At 61.4% G+C, this 16,640-nt stretch carries 16 protein-coding genes; 11 read left to right on the top strand and 5 right to left on the bottom strand.

Annotated elements, in window-relative coordinates; translation table 11 throughout:
- The first annotated feature begins 2 nt into the window (after positions 1–2).
- The 3 genes from CLV74_RS12825 (at position 3) to CLV74_RS12815 (ending at position 2,383) form a co-directional block, all read left to right on the top strand.
- Positions 3–542, top strand: a complete 540-nt coding sequence (locus tag CLV74_RS12825; protein WP_245888541.1) for a TRAP transporter small permease — start codon at positions 3–5, stop codon at positions 540–542.
- The gene (locus CLV74_RS12820) at positions 539–1,855 is read left to right on the top strand and encodes a TRAP transporter large permease (protein WP_106265376.1); all 1,317 of its coding nucleotides are present in this window, start codon (positions 539–541) and stop codon (positions 1,853–1,855) included. Before CLV74_RS12825 ends, CLV74_RS12820 begins: the two co-directional genes overlap by 4 nt.
- An 81-nt stretch (positions 1,856–1,936) precedes the next feature.
- Positions 1,937–2,383, top strand: a complete 447-nt coding sequence (locus CLV74_RS12815; RefSeq protein WP_106265373.1) for a MarR family winged helix-turn-helix transcriptional regulator — start codon at positions 1,937–1,939, stop codon at positions 2,381–2,383.
- Between the two features lie 15 nt (positions 2,384–2,398).
- Here the strand turns inward: CLV74_RS12815 and CLV74_RS12810 are convergent, their stop codons facing one another.
- Positions 2,399–3,571 carry a helix-turn-helix domain-containing protein gene (locus tag CLV74_RS12810; protein WP_106265371.1) on the bottom strand — a complete coding sequence of 391 codons (1,173 nt, stop codon included), beginning with the start codon at positions 3,569–3,571 and terminating at the stop codon, positions 2,399–2,401.
- Positions 3,572–3,722: 151 nt separating this feature from the next.
- Here CLV74_RS12810 and CLV74_RS12805 point away from each other — a divergent pair, with 151 nt between their 5' ends.
- The 5 genes from CLV74_RS12805 to repC all read left to right on the top strand — a co-directional run bounded on the left by CLV74_RS12805 (position 3,723) and on the right by repC (position 8,614).
- Positions 3,723–4,247 (top strand): DUF4329 domain-containing protein, encoded by a 525-nt coding sequence (locus CLV74_RS12805; RefSeq protein WP_106265368.1) that lies wholly within the window; start codon positions 3,723–3,725, stop codon positions 4,245–4,247.
- 310 nt (positions 4,248–4,557) lie between these two features.
- The gene (locus CLV74_RS12800; protein ID WP_106265366.1) at positions 4,558–4,839 is read left to right on the top strand and encodes an SH3 domain-containing protein; all 282 of its coding nucleotides are present in this window, start codon (positions 4,558–4,560) and stop codon (positions 4,837–4,839) included.
- A 393-nt stretch (positions 4,840–5,232) separates the two neighbouring features.
- Positions 5,233–6,411 (top strand): plasmid partitioning protein RepA, encoded by a 1,179-nt coding sequence (repA, locus tag CLV74_RS12795; protein ID WP_106265363.1) that lies wholly within the window; start codon positions 5,233–5,235, stop codon positions 6,409–6,411.
- A 1-nt stretch (position 6,412) separates the two neighbouring features.
- Entirely contained in the window at positions 6,413–7,378 is a 966-nt protein-coding gene (gene repB / locus CLV74_RS12790; RefSeq protein ID WP_106265361.1) for a plasmid partitioning protein RepB, read from the top strand.
- Positions 7,379–7,552: 174 nt separating this feature from the next.
- Positions 7,553–8,614 carry a plasmid replication protein RepC gene (repC, locus tag CLV74_RS12785; protein ID WP_106265359.1) on the top strand — a complete coding sequence of 354 codons (1,062 nt, stop codon included), beginning with the start codon at positions 7,553–7,555 and terminating at the stop codon, positions 8,612–8,614.
- A 12-nt stretch (positions 8,615–8,626) separates the two neighbouring features.
- Here the strand turns inward: repC and CLV74_RS12780 are convergent, their stop codons facing one another.
- Genes CLV74_RS12780 through CLV74_RS12765 form a run of 4 tightly spaced genes read right to left on the bottom strand, consistent with a single transcriptional unit; the run spans position 8,627 to position 12,857 of the window.
- Positions 8,627–9,577: a sugar-binding transcriptional regulator gene (locus tag CLV74_RS12780; protein WP_106265357.1), complete on the bottom strand. Its 951-nt coding sequence runs from the start codon at positions 9,575–9,577 to the stop codon at positions 8,627–8,629.
- Positions 9,578–9,615: 38 nt separating this feature from the next.
- Positions 9,616–11,079, bottom strand: coding sequence for an FGGY family carbohydrate kinase (locus CLV74_RS12775; RefSeq protein ID WP_106265355.1), 1,464 nt, complete (start codon positions 11,077–11,079; stop codon positions 9,616–9,618).
- A gap of 3 nt (positions 11,080–11,082) precedes the next feature.
- Positions 11,083–12,042: a transketolase family protein gene (locus CLV74_RS12770; protein WP_170108045.1), complete on the bottom strand. Its 960-nt coding sequence runs from the start codon at positions 12,040–12,042 to the stop codon at positions 11,083–11,085.
- Positions 12,039–12,857: a transketolase gene (locus CLV74_RS12765; protein WP_106265353.1), complete on the bottom strand. Its 819-nt coding sequence runs from the start codon at positions 12,855–12,857 to the stop codon at positions 12,039–12,041. The genes CLV74_RS12770 and CLV74_RS12765 overlap by 4 nt, the downstream gene beginning before the upstream one ends.
- 198 nt (positions 12,858–13,055) lie before the next feature.
- Between CLV74_RS12765 and CLV74_RS12760 the strand changes: the two genes are divergently transcribed.
- From CLV74_RS12760 to CLV74_RS12750, 3 genes are all read left to right on the top strand, one after another.
- Positions 13,056–14,030, top strand: coding sequence for an ABC transporter permease (locus CLV74_RS12760; RefSeq protein WP_170108044.1), 975 nt, complete (start codon positions 13,056–13,058; stop codon positions 14,028–14,030).
- 113 nt (positions 14,031–14,143) lie between these two features.
- The gene (locus CLV74_RS12755) at positions 14,144–15,070 is read left to right on the top strand and encodes a substrate-binding domain-containing protein (RefSeq protein WP_106265351.1); all 927 of its coding nucleotides are present in this window, start codon (positions 14,144–14,146) and stop codon (positions 15,068–15,070) included.
- A gap of 69 nt (positions 15,071–15,139) precedes the next feature.
- Positions 15,140–16,630, top strand: a complete 1,491-nt coding sequence (locus CLV74_RS12750; RefSeq protein ID WP_106265349.1) for a sugar ABC transporter ATP-binding protein — start codon at positions 15,140–15,142, stop codon at positions 16,628–16,630.
- The last annotated feature ends 10 nt before the right edge of the window (positions 16,631–16,640 follow it).

Genomic DNA, 16,640 nt, shown 5'->3' with positions numbered 1-16,640 from the left:
CCGTGGAGCAACATCGCCGCCGCACAACCGGCCAGCCCCCGCGCGGGGGGCTGGCGCTGCGTCCTGTGCTGGAAAACACCTTGGGGATGGGGGCCGCTGCCATTCTGGCGGCTCTGATCCTGATCACCTGTGTCGATGTGGTGGGGCGCTATTTCTTTGACGCCCCCCTGACCGGTGCCTTTGAACTGACCGAGGTTCTGGTGGCCGCGCTGGTCTTTACCGCCCTTCCCCTGACCACCGAACGGCGCGAACACGTCGAGGTCGATCTTTTGAACGCCGCCTTCCCCCCTGCCCTGAACCGTTATGTCAGTGCCTTCGCGGGGCTGTTCTCGGCGGCGCTTCTGGCCACCTTCGCGTGGCGGCTGGCCACCCACGCGATCAAGACGATGGGTGACGGTGCCACCACCAACGCCCTTGGCATCCCGCTGGCACCGTTCGGCTTTCTGGCCGCTTTTGCCTGTCTGGTCAGCGCCTTTCTGGCCTTTTTGCGCGGCATCCAGCCCGATGACCCGACCGACCCGAAACCGGAGGACCGCCCGTGACCGAGTCCCTTCTTGGCTTTGCCATTCTGCTGGTTCTGATCCTGTTCCGCGTGCCGATTGCTTTTGCCATGGCCGCCGTTGGCGGCATCGGCTTTGCCCTGCTGCGCGGGTGGGAGCCCGCATGGGTTCTGACCGGACAAGTCGCCTTTGACACCGGCCTCTCCTACAGCCTGTCGGTGATCCCGCTGTTCATCTTTATGGGCAATGTTCTGGCCGCATCGGGCGTGGCGCACGGGCTGTTTGCAGGGGCCGACCGCCTGTTCGGACGCTTTCGCGGCGGGCTGGCGCTGGCCTCGGTGTTTTCCTGCGGGGCGTTCTCTGCTGTGTGCGGATCGTCTCTGGCCACGGCGGCCACTATGTCCAAGGTCGCCATGCCCTCCATGCGCAAGTTCGGCTATGATGACCGACTGGCCACAGGCTCGATCGCGGCGGGCGGCACACTAGGAATTCTGATCCCGCCAAGCGTCATCCTGATCATCTACGGCCTGATCACCGAGACCGACATCGCCAAGCTTTTCGTGGCCGGTGTCCTGCCCGGCGCTTTGGGGATCGTCCTTTATCTGGTGGCCGTGCGCGTTGCGGTCATGATCAACCCCGCATTAGCGCCCGAGGTCGAAGGCAAAGAACCCATGAGCCGCACCGACACCATCGGCGTCTTTTGCGTACTGGGTCTGTTTGTCTTTATCATGGCGGGCATCTACGGGGATTTCTTCACCCCGACCGAGGCCGCAGGCATGGGCGCGGGCGCTGCCGTTCTGATCGCCATCGGTCTGCGCTCCATGACATGGGCCGACTTTCGCGCCGCCCTGTTCGATTCCATCCGCGCAACGGCGATGATCTTTGCCATCATCATCGGGGCCGAGCTGTTCACGAACTTTATCAACTTTGCCGGACTGCCCGACGCGCTGGCCGACTTTGTGCTGGATCGGGAAATGCCGGTCTGGATGGTCATGGCCTTTATCATGCTGGTCTATCTGGTGCTGGGGTGTGTTCTGGAGAGCCTCTCGATGGTGCTACTGACCGTGCCGGTGTTCTATCCGCTGATGTACCAGCTGCCCTTCGAAAGCAGCCTGCTGCTGGACCCCGAAAACGCGCTGATCTGGTTCGCCATCATCGTCGTTGTCGCGACCGAGATCAGCCTGATCACTCCGCCCGTGGGCATGAACGTCTTTATCCTCAAGGCGGTGCTTCAGGATGTGTCCCTGTCCACGGTGTTCCGCGGGGTCTTTCCGTTCTGGATTGTGGACATCCTGCGGCTGGGTCTGCTGATCGCGATACCGGGCCTTAGCCTGTGGCTGGTGGGCCTGATGTAGCCCGCCCTTACCGGAAGGTCTTGTAAAGGGGCCTTCCGGTTGCAATTGATATGACGATCCAGCGGCAGTAAGAAAGCAGCGATGACCGATCTTGATACCTTCTTCCCCTACCGTCTGGCCGCAACTGCCGAAGCGTTCTCGCGCAATCTGGTGGATGTCTATGGCCGCCAGTACGGGCTAAGCCGCGAAGAATGGCGGCTGCTGTTTCTGCTGTCGGCTGGGGATAGCGTGACCTCGCTGGATCTCAGCCGCCGGACCACGCTGGATAAGGTGCAGGTCAGCCGCGCCTCGCAGCGGCTTGAGGATAAGGGCCTGATCACCCGCCAGATCGCCCCCAATGACCGCCGCTTGCGGCTCTATACCAGCACCGACGCGGGCAAGGCCCTGTTCAACACGATCCTGCCGCAGGTTCAGGCACGGACGCAGGATATCCTCTCGGCCATGCCCGAGGGCGATCTTGAGGCACTGCACCGTGGCCTTTCCGCCCTTGCCACCGCCATCGGCGATATCGCCCCCGAAGGCAGCTAAGGGAAAACCCCGCGATCAGAGATCGTGAGTTTTCAACACATCATCCATCCGCGCCAGCGCCGCATCCAGATCGGACAGCAGCGCCTCTTCCCGCGCGGCGGTGGCATCTGGGTCATGTAACGCGGCCAGATGATCAACGCTTGCCTCTTCCTGCGCCACCTCGCGCACCCGCGCCGGAGTTGAAGGCCGCAAGGGCCGCGTGCGCACCCGATCCGCCAAGGATGGCACCGCCCACACGCGATAGGTCTTACGCGCAGTGATCCGGCGCAGGATGCCTGCCGCCTCGGCCTCATCCACCAGATTGAAGGCCGCCCGCTGTTTCAGACCCAAACCGTCACGGATCATCGCCACCGTCAGCACCGGACAATAGGTGGCCAGCGTCACCAAATCCCGCAGACGGGACTTGCCGTGTTTCGCGGCCGCATAGGCGGTGGCCTCATTCACCCAGCGCTCCAGAATGGGGATCGCGCCAAGGGTGCGTGATTGTTCGGCCCGCAGCCCGTCGATCAGGCTATGCACTCCGCTGGCCTGCATGGGCGACCAACTGCGAAAGCCCCCCTGCGTCAGCGCCGTCGCGGGCAGGTAGGTCCAGCGCGCGGTCATCCCCGACAGCATCCCAAGCCCGAAGGGATCATCAGGCACACGCGGCCCCCACGGGCGGGCCTCCATCCCGCGCAGGGAATGCTCGGCGGCAAGGAACACCAGCCGGTCAACAGAGGGGCTCCACCCTTCGGTAAGCTGCCGGAACCTGACCGCCGCCCGCAGGGCCGACAGAAACGGCGCGGCCCCTGCCTGCATGGCGCGGGCAATGCTGGCGCAATCCTCATCGGTCATTTCGGGTGCACCACCGCCCTCATGCATCTGGACCGAGGCACGGATCACGCGGCGGATCACCCGCGCTGGATCACTGACCAGATCCCCCGGCGCGCGCAGCACCCGCAGCGCATCGCGGGCGGCCGAGACCCCACGGGCATTCTCGGCGCTGGTCGCCTCATTCTCGACAAGGCGCAGGATCAGATCGCCTTCGTGGATATGGATGTCTTCCATGGCGACAGTCCGCGCCGCCTCTAGCAGCGCCGCCTGCCCCCGCCACAAACGGGCCAGATCGGGACGGGCGCTGAAAATGCCTTCGATCCGGCCAGCGGTGGCTTCAAGGGCGATCAGATCGGATGAGGTGATTTGCTGCATGGGATCGGTATAGCAAACCCCGATCTGCCTGAGTGCACTTTTTTGCGCCCTATATGCAGTCACCCAATCGGCCTTAGAATTTCAGGGCAGGCGCTTGCCACAGGGCTTCGCACCCGTCACCCTAGCCGCACCACAATACCGGACCTGACCCATGACCCGCATCCCTTTCGCCGCCATCGCTCTGACCATTCTACCGATGACAGCGCCCGCCCAATCAGCGGATGAGATCGCAGCGGTCAAACAGATGTTCGCCCCCCTGCTGGTCCAGTCCTATCAGGCGCATCGCGAATACTGCGGCATGATCGGTTTGGATGAGAATGACCGCATGGTCATCGGCAAGGCACGACGTGGCGATACAGACAGCTGCCTGCCCCGCGATCCGGAAAACGCGGTCGAGATCATCGCCAGCTATCACACCCACGGCGGCTTCGACTATGACGCCGACGCCGAGATGCCAAGCGTCGACGATCTGCAATCAGACATGGACGAGGGCGTTGACGGCTGGGTCGCCACCCCCGGCGGGCGGCTGTGGTTCCTTGACGGGCAAGCGGGCGTCATCCGGCAAGTCTGCGGCCTTGGCTGTCTGCCCCAAGACGCCGATTTCGTCGAAGGCGTCTCTGGCCCGATCCCCGAACGCATGACCTTGGACGAATTGATCCGCTGGTTCGAAGGCTAACGCCCCCTCTCCCATCCCCCAACGCACCGCCCCGCCTGCAAACCGCTGCAAGGCGGCTTTTGGTCTGCGCGTCTGAACCCGTCAATTAATCAGCGGCCTACTGAAATTAGCTGCATATTCTTGGCTTGTATTTGCAGTTGAACCGGCACTAGGAAATACGGACTTATCCACAGGCCCAAAGGCCCCGCGAAACCCGCACCAGAAATCACCTAGAAATTTTACCAAGAATGCAGGGATTTCCGCCTTTTCGCATGAGGGACCAGAGGCTAGGACTGCCCTATCCGCCGCCCTTCCGCTGAAAGGACATCCTATGCGTACCCTGCCCCTTCTTCTTGCGCTGACCCTGATTGCGGGCTGTAGCGCCGATCTTGGGGGGCGTTCGACCGTTAAGAACGCGGGCGATGAGATGCTGAAGCTGCGCGCAGGCCCCGGCCTTGGCTATCGCATCATTCTGGGCCTGCCCGACGGCACCCAGTTGAACCGTGGCCAATGCGTGACCGAGATCGGCCAGCTCTGGTGCAAGGTCTCGCTGGCGGATGCGCCGCAGGTAAACGGCTATGTCTCGGCCGATTATATTACTGTGCCGTGGTAACTGCGGCCTTTGCGGGGATTCTCTCGCAATCTGGGGCGCGAAATGCCCTTTCGATTCTGTCCACAGGCTAAAACCCCATGGATTCCTGAACTTTCAGGAAAAAAAGATGGGTTATCCACAGACCTCATAAGGCCGGACAGCCGCGCGCGAATAAGCCAGTAAATTAAGGTGTTTATCGCCGCTCTGGCGGAACTTCTTCCGCCCCTCACCAGATATGGTGAGCAAAGCCCGATACCTGAGGCGACAGATTTTGTTTGCGCCGACTCGGAAATCCCCGCTATAGAAACGATAAAAATGAGCATGGCGCTAAACAGCGTTACTACAAGCAGCAGGCACATGGGAGCGCACCCTTCGCGCTCAACGATCCCGTTTGCCCAAGCCCTAGGTGGAACTATGAGCGAAAACGCGATCCGCATCAACGAACGTATCCGCGAGAACGCAGAGAACATCGCTTCGGCGTTGGAAAACCACATGCTCACGGCCTTCGCCCCCGATGCCCGCAAGGAACTGCGCCTGTTCTCCGCAGGCGAGGCCGCGGATCTGCTGGGGATTTCGACCTCGTTCCTGCGCAAGCTGCATATGGAAGAGAAGATCGAAGAGGTGCTGACCAGCGCCGGTGGCCGCCGTTCCTATAGCGCCGACGATCTGGAGGCGATCCGATCCTATCTGGACCGCGCCGCCAAAGTGCCCGGCACCTACCGCAAGGGCCGCCGTCCCGGTGATAAGGTGCAGGTTCTGTCCTTCCTGAACTTCAAGGGCGGGTCGGGCAAGACCACCAGCACCGTCCACACGGCGCAACGTCTGGCGCTGAAGGGCTACAGGGTACTTTGTGTCGATATCGACCCGCAGGCATCTCTAACGACCTTGTTCGGATATCGACCCGAAGTCGATTTCACTGACGTCGGCACGATTTACGACGCGATCCGCTATGATGATCCCCTGCCCCTCTCGGCGGTGATCCAGAAGACGTTCTTCACCGGCATCGATCTGGCCCCCGCCAGTCTGATGCTGCAAGAGTTCGAACACGAGACGCCCCGCGCCCTCATGGAGAACGTCCAGCCCCCATTCTTCAGCCGCATGGCCGCCACCCTCGCCGAGGTGGAAGGCGACTATGATCTGATCCTTTTCGACTGCCCACCCCAATTGGGGTACCTGACCATGTCGGCCCTTTGTGCGTCGACTGGTCTTTTTATTACGGTCGTGCCGAACATGCTGGACGTGGCCTCCATGTCCCAGTTCCTGCAAATGAGCGCCGATCTTCTGGATGTGGTCAGCGATGCGGGCGCGACGATGAACTATGATTTCATGCGGTTCCTGATCAACCGGCTTGAGCCCAACGACGGCCCCCAGCAACAGGTGGTCGCCTTCCTGCGCAATTTGTTCGGCAAAGAGGTGATGACGGCGTCGATGCTTAAATCCACCGCGATTTCCGACGCGGGCCTGACCCATCAGACCATCTACGAGGTCGAGCGCAGCCAGTTCAACCGCAACACATACGACCGTGCGGTCGATTCACTAAATGACGTCAATGATGAGGTCGAGTCCCTCATCCAGGCAGCATGGGGTCGTTAACATGGCACGCAAAGGCATTCTAAACACCAACATCACGCCCAAGGGCGAGGCCGCGCCGCAACGGCAGCGGCTGATGCCACAAGGGGCGGTCGGCGCGCTGCAAAGCAGCCTGAACCGGATGCAAGAGAACGCGGTTCAGGACATCGACACCGCCTTGATCGATAACGCGGGCCTTGAGGACCGTCTTGGGCTGGACCCCGTCGAACAAGAGCGTCTGAAAGAAAGCCTTCAGACCTATGGCCAGCAGGTTCCTGTGCTGCTGCGCCCTCACTCGACCCAGCGGGGCCGGTATGAGATCGTCTATGGTCGTCGCCGTCTGGCGGCGTTGCGCGATCTTGGCCTGCCGGTCAAAGCGATGGTCCGCCAGTTGGACGATCACGCGCTGGTCATGGCGCAGGGGCAGGAGAACAACACCCGCACCGACCTGAGTTTCATCGAAAAAGCCAGCTTTGCCGCACAGTTGCAGGATTCCGGCTATGACCGCCCGACCATCGCGGCGGCGATCTCGATCGATTTGCCAATGGTCAGCCGGATGCTGAAAGTCGGCACCGCCTTTGAGCTGGAGTTCCTGCGTGAGGTGGGCCGTGCGCCCTCGATTGGCCGTGAACGCTGGATGCAGTTGGCCGATCTCTTTAACGATCAGGCCGCCCGCAGCCGCGCGACGACCTACATGCGCCGTCCCGAATTCACGTCCTTAGGCTCTGACGCCCGATTCGAGGCGATTCTTCTGGCCGCCCAGAACAAGCACCGCCCCGCGGCGCCTGCGCCCAAGACCCCTGCCCGCAAAGCCGCCGTCACCGCACCCGATGGCGCCGCGCTGGCCGTGGTCAAAGGCACCGACAAAGGCGTCAGCCTGACCGTCAAAACACCCGGATTCGACCGCTGGATTGAAGAAAACGCCAGTGAGTTGATGAACGAATGGTATGCCCGCTGGCAATCGGACCAGCCCGCAGAACCTGAAGAATAAGAGCAGAAAAACAACCAAGGAGGCACATTCAAGGACCCCGAAATAAGAAAAGCCCCCCAAGCACAGTTGGAAGGCCCTTCTCGTCTTTAGCATCTTCGAGATACCGCTTCCTGCCGAATCCGTCAACTCTGTCGCTTGGCAGAGGCCGATTTTTTGCGTCCTTCGTGAACAAAAATGACAGCAATCACGTCCCGTTTCGTCGGGCGGCCGGTGTCGGCTGCCTTGGGCGAACGGCCAGAGGCCCATGATAAATGGGCGCTGGTCGATGATCTGACCGTGGCCGCAAGCGATTTCGGCCTTTCGCACCGTGCGATTGCGGTGTTGCGTATCATGCTGACCTTCGTACCTGATCGGGATCTGCCCGCACGGGCAGGAAAATCCATCGTTTTCGCCTCGAATGCGACCCTTTCCACCCGTCTTGGCGGCATGCCGGAAAGCACCCTGCGCCGTCATCTGGCAGCTTTAGTGCAATCTGGCGTCATCGCCCGCTTTGATAGTCCCAACCGCAAGCGCTATGTGAAACGCCTTGGGGACGGGATCGCCTGCGCTTTCGGCTTTGATCTGGGTCCCCTTGCCCTGATGGCCGGTGATTTGCGCCGTCAGGCCGCCAAACACACCCGCCGCCTTGAGGAACACGCCGTCCTGCGTGCCCGCATCCTCAGCGCCCGTCAGAGCCTTACAGAGATGCTTCTAGCCCAAGACATCGATCCAGAGGGCATCCACGCCCACAGCCCCCTTCTGGGCCGCGCACGGCTGTTTTTGCGCCGCAAAGACAACAACGAAGACCTGCGCACGCTGCTGGCCGACTTAGAAACCGCGCTAGAAACACCGGAAATGATCGTCAGCGACAGCGAAATTGAGCGTCATCAACATAGTAAAAAAAATAATAACTCTGAATCTGATCTCCTGCCTTCGACACCTGTTGATCTGGATGTGACGGTTCAGAGTTTCGCAGAGTACCGTAAAATGTTCCCTAACGGCCCTCGGGATTGGCAGGAACTTAGCCAGCACGCAGCCCAACTGGTGCCAATGATGGGGATCGATGGACCTGTCTATGAAGAGGCCAAGCGGTTCATGGGAGCGCACATCGCCCCTATCTCTATATTGTGTCTACTGGAGCGCTTCGACACTATTCAAAATCCGGGCGGATATCTTCGTCATCTCACAAAACAGTCACGAAATGGCAAATTCGACATCAAAAAGCTGATCCGCATGACGAATGAAGGGGTCCGATGAATTTTGACCGCTTCACTGCAACAGACGTTCGGCGCTGAACTTATCCGTGATCAACAGGTCAATAACGCCAGTGTTCAGCGCCCCGCAAATAGCCTCGGTTTTGGCCTGCCCCCCCGCCAGAGCGATGACGCGGTCCACCTTGGAAAGCTCGTCCATCGTCATGCCGATCACACGCTCATCCAGCGCGGTTTTCACGGGCTGACCGTCTTCGCCGTAAAAGCGCAGGCTCAGATCGCCCACGCCGCCCGCCTCTTTCACGGCGGAAAGTTCGCGTTCCGAGAAAACGTTGCCGCTGCGGGCCAGCATGGATGAGGGCACAATCGCCCCGATCCCGATGATCGCCAGCGTCACACGGCTGAAGAGGTCCATGGTTTCCCGCACATAGGGATCGCCGATCAGCACCAGCTTGGCCTCTCGGGACTGCGCGACGCCAGGGGCGCTGAGCAAGCGGGCCTCGGCGCCGGTTAGACGGGCCAGACGAGTGGTTAACTGGTTCGCGTGGGTTTGAACCGTGGGATCGCCCATGCCGCCAAGGGTCTGAACCACATATTTCGCCTTCCCCGATTTCATGGGATGAATGTTATCCACCATGCGCAAAATCGTCTCGGACCAGCTGGACACACCGATGATTTCATCGGGCTGCAAGGTGGCTTCAACGAAATGCGCGGCGGCCTCACCGATGCGGGCCATGATCGCGCCGTCGCGGTCTTCGGAGCATTCCACCACAATCGCTTCAGACAGGCCGAATTTCTGACGCAGCCCTGCTTCCAACTCGCCATAGGTGCCGGTCGGAGAGACCACGGTGGTCCGCACAATCTCTTCTTCCTGCGCCTTTTTCAGCATGCGCGAAACAGTCGCCTGCGAGATCCGCAGATGGCTGGCGATATCGGCCTGACGTTGCTTTTCGACGTAATACATCTGCGCAACACGGGCGATCATGCGAAGTTCGTTCAGTCGCGACATGCCTTGGATGCTCCGTCGTTAAAGTGAATATTTATTCACTATACAACCAAAGTTGTGCGGGCAATCGCTTTCCGCCACGTCTCTAAAGCGCGGTTTCGTGACGCATCCGGCGTGTCAGGCGCAATTTCGGCGTCCGTGACGGGCAGATTGCGGATGGCATCCAGATCGGGCCAGACGCCTGTGGCCAGACCCGCCAGATATGCCGCCCCTAGGGCCGAGGCTTCGGCGGCGCGGCAGGGCGTGACCGGATGGTTCAACATATTGGCGACCAGTTGCATCAGAAAGCGGTTACGGCTTGGCCCGCCGTCCACGGACACGCGCCCGATCCCGCCCGCAGCCTCAGCCATGATTTGGAAGACATCGTTGACCTGAAACGCCATGCTTTCCGCCGCAGCGCGGGCGATCTGCGCGGGCCCTGCCCCAAACGAGAGCCCGCTGATCAACCCCTGTGCCTGTGCCGCCCAATGGGGCGAGCCCAAACCCACATGGGCCGGCACCAGAGACACCCCCATCGCATCCGGCACGGATTGGGCCAGTTCCAGCAGCGCCTCGACACTGTCCAAACCAAGCAAGGCCTGCGTCCACGGCAGGATTGCGGCGCTGACCAGAATGTTGCCTTCAAAGGCGTAGGTGGCTTGGCCGTTCAAAGACCATGCAATCGTGGTGGTGATCCCTGTGGGGGGCGCGATGAATTCGGGGATTGTGGTCATCACCGAGCTACCCGTCCCGAAGGTAATCTTGCCATCGCCTGGCGTGAAGGCCCCGTGACTGAACAGCGCCCCGTGGGAATCCCCGATGGCCGAGGCCACAGGGATGCCGTCGGGCAAAACCCCTGCCCCTTTTGTGTGGCCAAAGACATGGGCGCTGTCGTGAACTTGCGGCAGGGTTTCGATGCGCACGCCAAACAGATCGCAAAGGTCGGGATCAAATTGTCTGCTGACAATATTGAACAGCTGGGTCCGCGCAGCGTTTGCCTGATCGGTGGCATGCAGCGCCCTGCCCGTCAGGTTCCAGATCAGCCAACTGTCCACCGTGCCGATGCAAACGTCCTGACCTTGGCTGGCAAAGTTCTGTAGCAGCCCCGCGGCTTTTGTCGGCGGAAACATCGGATCGATGGGTAGACCGGTTTTCGCAACCACTGCAGGTTCGTGCCCTGCCGCCTGCAATTCGGCGCAGGCATTCGCGGTCCGGCGACATTGCCAGCTGACAACTGGCCCCAAAGGCGCGCCGGTTTTACGGTCCCACATCAGGATGGATTCCCGCTGGTTCGACACGCCAACGGCCACCACCTGCACATCGGGGCGCCCGCGCAGGCAATCGGCAATTGCTGTTTGGGTGGCCTGCCAGATGTCGCCCGCGTCCTGCTGAACCCAACCCGGTTGCGGGTGCTGGATCGGCACGGGGGCGGAACCGCTGGACAGGATCTCTCCGGTCACGGAAACCAGCACGGCCTTTGAATTGGTGGTGCCTTCGTCAATCGCCAGAATTGCCTGCTGAGCCATCGCTTACCCCTTGCGCCCCATCAGCGCGACGGCGCTGTCTGCGATCGCCTGCGGGGACATTCCGAAATCATCCAGCAGCTGCTCGGCCGAGGCGGTGTGGGCAAAGACACCCGGAACGCCAAGACGGGTCATGGGGACGGGGTGGTGATCCACGATCACCTCGGCCACGGCGCTGCCAAGACCGCCGAAGGTGGTGTGTTCCTCGCAGGTCAGGATCGCGCCGGTGTCCCGTGCGGCGGACAGGATCGCGTCCTGATCGATGGGGCGGACTGTCGCCATGTTCAACACCCGGGCGCTGATGCCCTGACCTTCAAGCACTGCGGCGGCGGTGACCGCCCGATGGGACAGCACGCCATTCGCGATAATCGTTACATCCGATCCTTCGCACAGGACATTCGCGCGGCCAAGTTCGAACACATGGCCCTCGGGCAGAAGGTCCGGCACGCCCACGCGGCTAAGACGCAGGAAGCAGCCGCCTTGATAGGTGGCGGCCCAACGGATCACTGCGTCGGTTTCAATGCGATCTGCGGGCGCGATCACCGGTACGTGGGGCAGGGCGCGGACCCATGCGAAATCCTCGATTGAATGGTGGGTCGGCCCAAGCTCGCCATAGGCCATGCCGGAACTGATCCCGACCAGCTTTACGTTGGTTTGCGAATAGGCCACGTCTGCCTTGATCTGCTCCAACGCGCGGCCCGTCAGAAAGGGCGAGGCGGCGCAGACGAACGGGATCTTGCCGCCGTTCGCCAGACCCGCCCCGACGCCGACCATGTTCTGTTCCGCGATGCCCACGTTGATCAGGCGTTCGGGGAACTTGTCGCGAAAGCCTGTCAGCTTGGACGAGCCGACCGAGTCATTGCACACGGCGACGATGTTGCCATCTGCCGCGGCCAGTTCTTCCAGTGCGGCGGTGAAGGCGTCGCGGCAGTCGTGCAGCTTGGCGTTCTGAAAGGGGGCGGTCATTGGGCGTTCTCCAGCTCTTGCATGGCCTGTTTGTATTGCGCCTCATTCGGGACCTTGTGATGCCAAGCGACGTTGTCGGACATGAAGGAAATCCCGTGGCCCTTGTTGGTGTGGGCGACGATGCAGGTGGGCTTGCCGCTGGCAATATTGTCAGCTGACAATGCGGCAGTGATCTGGTCCATGTCGTGGCCGTCGATCTCAAGCACCGTCCAGCCAAAGGCCGCCAGTTTCGGGGGCAGGGGGGCCAGATTGTTGGTGTCCTCCAGCCGCGCGCCCTGTTGCAGACGGTTGTGGTCGATGATCAGCGTCAGGTTATCCAGACCGAAATGCGCGGCGGCCATGATCGCCTCCCAGTTGGAACCTTCCTGCATCTCGCCGTCGCCGGTGATGACAAAGGTACGCCAGTCCGCACCGTCCAGCTTTGCGGCCTTGGCCATACCCACACCCACGGGCAGGCCGTGACCCAGCGGGCCGGTGTTGGTCTCGACCCCTGGAACCTTCACGCGGTTGGGGTGGCCGTTGAGACGCGAGTTGTGCTGAAGGAAGGTCGCGATCTCTTCCTTCGGCAGAAAGCCTTTTTCGGACAGCACCACATAAAGGGCCAGCGCCGTGTGACCCTTGCTAAGGATCAGGCGGTCGCGGTTCGGGTCCAGCGGGGCGGCGGGATCGACCTTCATCGTGTGGAAATACAGGGCCGTCAGCAGATCGGTCACTGACATTTCGCCGCCAATATGGCCTGCGCCAGCCTCATAGACCGCCTGCAAGTCCCGACGCCGGATTCGGTTCGCCAACAGGCGAAGATCATGGGTGTCCATAGTTTGCCTCTGAATAAATATTCTGGCGAAAGTAAACATGCTGCTATGAGCCTGTCAAGCTGTCGCCATAGTTGCGCCAATAAATGCAATGGCGGTTAGATTCCGACTCTGTGCAACTTGACAGGGAGAAAATCCCACGATACGCATTTCCCATCATGCATGAATAAATATGCAGGCATGATGCTAAGGGAGGAAGGAATGACAATGACCCAAGCGCCTCAGGCGGGCCGGATGCGGCTTGCGGATATGTTCTCGCTCAGCGGGGCGACGGGGCCTTTGATCGGCCTGTTCGTGCTGTGTGTGTTTCTGTCGGTCTCCACCGATGCGTTCTTCACCCTGCGCAATCTTCTGAACGTTCTGGACCAGATCACAGTCCTCGGGATCATGGCGGTGGGGATGACCTATGTGATCCTGATCGGCGGGATTGATCTGGCGGTCGGTTCGGTGCTGGCGCTGGCGATGATGGTCATGGGCTACACGGCGAATGTGCTGGGGTATCCCATCGGCGTTGGCATCGCGGCGGCGCTGGTGGTGGCGGCCTTTAGCGGCGCTGTGTCGGGGCTGATGATTACGCTGTTTCGCGTGCCGGCCTTTATCTCGACCCTAGCGATGATGTCGATTGCCCGCGGGCTGGCGAATATGATCACCGATGGTCAGCAGATCGTCGGTTTTCCCGCGTGGTTCAGCATGCTGGCGTTCATCCGTCACGGCGGGTTCCTGACCGTGACCGTCGCGCTGATGCTGGTGGTGTTTGTGCTGGGGTGGTTCTACCTGCGCTACACCTCGGGCGGGCGCAGCCTTTATGCGATCGGCGGCAGCCCAGAGGTGGCGCGACTGGCAGGGATCAACGTCAGTCTGATGACGGTCGGGGTCTATGTGGTCTCGGGCGTGCTGGCGGGTCTGGCGGGGATCGTGCTGGCGATGCGTCTGGACTCGGTCCAGCCGACGGCGGGTTTCACGTATGAGCTGGACACCATCGCGGCGGTGGTCATTGGCGGCACATCCTTGTCCGGCGGGCAGGGCGGGATCATCGGCACCATCATCGGTGTGCTGATCATCGGCGTGCTGCGCAATGGTCTGAACCTGCTTGGGGTCTCGCCCTTTACCCAAGCGGTGGTGATCGGCGTGGTGATCGCGCTGGCCGTGGCCGCCGAAGCTTTCAAGAAGCGTTAACGATTTTCGGGAGGGAGGCCCTTGGTCCCCCTGCCGTCAACCTGTCCGGCACAGCTGGACACCATAGGGACCGTAGGTGACGGCACCCGATTTTTCTGGAGGAGGAGACTACAATGAAACTGAAGAGCACTCTTTTCGCGGCAACCGCGATGGCGCTGACCGCCTTTGGTGCGGATGCGGCCGAGGTCAAACGTCTGGGTCTGGCGGTGACCAACCTGCAGGCGGACTATTTCAACCAGATCAAGATCGGCGTTGAGGAATACGCCAAAGAACTGGGGATCGAAGTGATCACCGTAGACGCCAAGAACGATGGCGCAACGCAAGTTAGTCAGGTGCAGGATCTGCTGACCCAAGACATCGACGCGCTGATCTATCTGCCCGCCGGTGCCGCCGCTGCTGCCGTTCCCGCCCGTCTGGCCAAAGCGCAGGGCATTCCGGTGGTGAACGTAGACCGCAACGCGGATGATGAGCCCGGCGATACCTTTATTGCCACCGACAACGCGACCTCGGCCTATGAGGTCTGCAAGCATGTGATCGGCCTTGCTGGCGGCGCGGGCAAGATGATCATGATCCACGGCCAGAAAGGCACCACCCCCGAGGTCGAGCGTACCAAGGGCTGTATGCAGGCCATCGGTGAGAACCCCGGTGTGGAACTGGTCGCGCAGCAGTGGTCGAACCAGTGGTCGCAGGCCGAAGGTCTGGATATCAGCCAGAACCTGCTGCAAGCGAACCCCGATGTGACCATCATCTTTGGTCAGGCCGACGGTCTGGCGCTGGGGGCTGCGCAGGGGGTTAAGGTCTCGGGCGTGGAACAGCGTGTCTACATCGGCGGCTTTGACGGTGACACCACCGCGCTGCCCATTCTGGCAGAGGGCGGCTTTGACGCCACCGCCACGCAGCAGGTGCGCGGCATTGGCCGTCTGGCTGTCGATAGCGCCGTGAAGCTGGCCGCAGGTGAAACCCTGCCCGCCGAACAGCTGCTGCCCGGTTATCTGACCACCCCCGAAAACGCGGGTGAGTATGTGGCCGAGCATCCCTGATCCTGAACACTGTCGCCGCTGCCCCGTGAGGGTGGCGGCGATTCAAGGTTTCTCCAGAAGGGCCAGACCATGACCAGCGACAACTCTCCCATCTTGTCCCTGAAGGGCATCCGGAAATCCTACGGCCCCATTGAGGTGCTGCACGGGATCGATCTTGATATCCGCCCTGGTGAGGTCGTGGCCCTTCTGGGGGAAAACGGGGCGGGCAAGTCCACCGTGTCCAAGATCATCTCGGGCACGGTGCCGCCTTCGTCCGGTGAAATGACTTGGCAGGGTGCGCCGTACGCCCCTGCCAACCCCCGCGATGCGATTGATGCGGGCGTCGGCATGATCCATCAGGAACTGCTGTTGCTGCCCCACCTGACCATCGCCGAGAATGTTTTCGTGGGCCGCTATCCCCGCCGCAATGGCTTGGTGGATCGGCGCACCATGCGCGATGAGGCCAGCCGCGGTTTGCGCCGCTTGGGTCTGGACCTGCCGCCGAACCGTTTGGTGCAGGGTCTGTCCACCGCGAACCAGCAGTTGATCGAGATCGCAAAGGCTCTGACCCTGAATGCGCGGCTATTGATTTTGGACGAACCCACCGCCGCTTTGGGCGGGGAAGAGACCCAGCGCCTGTTCGACCAGATCCGCAGGCTGAAGGCGGATGGGGTCGGGATCATCTATATCTCGCACCGGCTGGAGGAAATCCGCCAGATCGCCGACCGCGTGGTTGTCATGCGCGACGGCGCCAAGGTGCAGGAATTCGACAGCGCCGATGTGCCCGTCCGCACCATTGTCGAGGCGATGGTGGGCCGGTCGTTGGAACGCATGTTCCCCGCTTTGGGCCAACCTTCGGCCGAGCCGGTGCTAGAGGTGCAAGGGCTGACCGGCGCGAACGGGCGGTTTCGGGATGTGAACTTTGCCGTCCGGAAGGGCGAGATTTTCGGCATCGCGGGTCTGGTCGGGGCAGGGCGCACGGAACTGGTCCGCGCCATCGCGGGCGCCGATCCCATCGCCAGTGGTTCCGTCCATCTTGAGGGGCAGGACATCACGCCGAAATCCCCCCGCGACGCGATCCGCAGCGGCATCGTCTTGGTGCCCGAAGATCGCAAGTTACAGGGGCTGGTTCTGGATCATTCCATCGCTGAAAACATCGCCTATCCCAATCTGGCGCAGGTCGCGCAGGCGGGTCTGGTGACAGGCGGCGCGGTGCAGGGCTTTGCCGGACACAACATCAAGCGGTTTGGGGTCAAGGGCCAAGGCAACCAGAACGCGAATGAATTGTCAGGTGGCAATCAGCAAAAAGTTGTGATCGCAAAATGGCTTGCCCGTAATCCGCGTGTTGTGGTGCTGGATGAGCCGACGCGGGGCATCGATGTGGGCGCACGATCTTCGATCTACGACATCATCGCGGGGCTGGCTGCTGAAGGGGTGGCGGTGATCGTTGTCAGCTCGGACCTCGAAGAGGTGTTGGGCGTCAGCCACCGGATCATGGTCATGGCCGCAGGGCGGCAGGCCGGAATTCTGGATTACGCCGAGGCCAATGATGTCTCGGTCATGGAACTGGCGACGGCCTGAGGAGGAAAAG

This window comes from Donghicola tyrosinivorans, from assembly GCF_003003355.1.
GTDB lineage: Bacteria > Pseudomonadota > Alphaproteobacteria > Rhodobacterales > Rhodobacteraceae > Donghicola > Donghicola tyrosinivorans.
The sequence above is the reverse complement of the archived record's forward strand: the minus strand, read 5'-3'. Positions and strand labels throughout refer to the sequence as shown.

Excerpts from the sequence above, each read along its gene's own strand:
- CLV74_RS12815 (WP_106265373.1), top strand. The coding sequence starts at position 1,937 with ATGACCGATCTTGATACCTTCTTCCCCTACCGTCTGGCCGCAACTGCC.
- CLV74_RS12765 (WP_106265353.1), bottom strand. The coding sequence starts at position 12,857 with ATGGACACCCATGATCTTCGCCTGTTGGCGAACCGAATCCGGCGTCGG.
- CLV74_RS12775 (WP_106265355.1), bottom strand. The coding sequence starts at position 11,079 with ATGGCTCAGCAGGCAATTCTGGCGATTGACGAAGGCACCACCAATTCA.
- CLV74_RS12800 (WP_106265366.1), top strand. The coding sequence starts at position 4,558 with ATGCGTACCCTGCCCCTTCTTCTTGCGCTGACCCTGATTGCGGGCTGT.
- CLV74_RS12810 (WP_106265371.1), bottom strand. The coding sequence starts at position 3,571 with ATGCAGCAAATCACCTCATCCGATCTGATCGCCCTTGAAGCCACCGCT.
- CLV74_RS12770 (WP_170108045.1), bottom strand. The coding sequence starts at position 12,042 with ATGACCGCCCCCTTTCAGAACGCCAAGCTGCACGACTGCCGCGACGCC.
- repC (WP_106265359.1), top strand. The coding sequence starts at position 7,553 with ATGACAGCAATCACGTCCCGTTTCGTCGGGCGGCCGGTGTCGGCTGCC.
- CLV74_RS12760 (WP_170108044.1), top strand. The coding sequence starts at position 13,056 with ATGACAATGACCCAAGCGCCTCAGGCGGGCCGGATGCGGCTTGCGGAT.
- repA (WP_106265363.1), top strand. The coding sequence starts at position 5,233 with ATGAGCGAAAACGCGATCCGCATCAACGAACGTATCCGCGAGAACGCA.
- CLV74_RS12750 (WP_106265349.1), top strand. The coding sequence starts at position 15,140 with ATGACCAGCGACAACTCTCCCATCTTGTCCCTGAAGGGCATCCGGAAA.
- CLV74_RS12805 (WP_106265368.1), top strand. The coding sequence starts at position 3,723 with ATGACCCGCATCCCTTTCGCCGCCATCGCTCTGACCATTCTACCGATG.
- CLV74_RS12755 (WP_106265351.1), top strand. The coding sequence starts at position 14,144 with ATGAAACTGAAGAGCACTCTTTTCGCGGCAACCGCGATGGCGCTGACC.
- repB (WP_106265361.1), top strand. The coding sequence starts at position 6,413 with ATGGCACGCAAAGGCATTCTAAACACCAACATCACGCCCAAGGGCGAG.
- CLV74_RS12780 (WP_106265357.1), bottom strand. The coding sequence starts at position 9,577 with ATGTCGCGACTGAACGAACTTCGCATGATCGCCCGTGTTGCGCAGATG.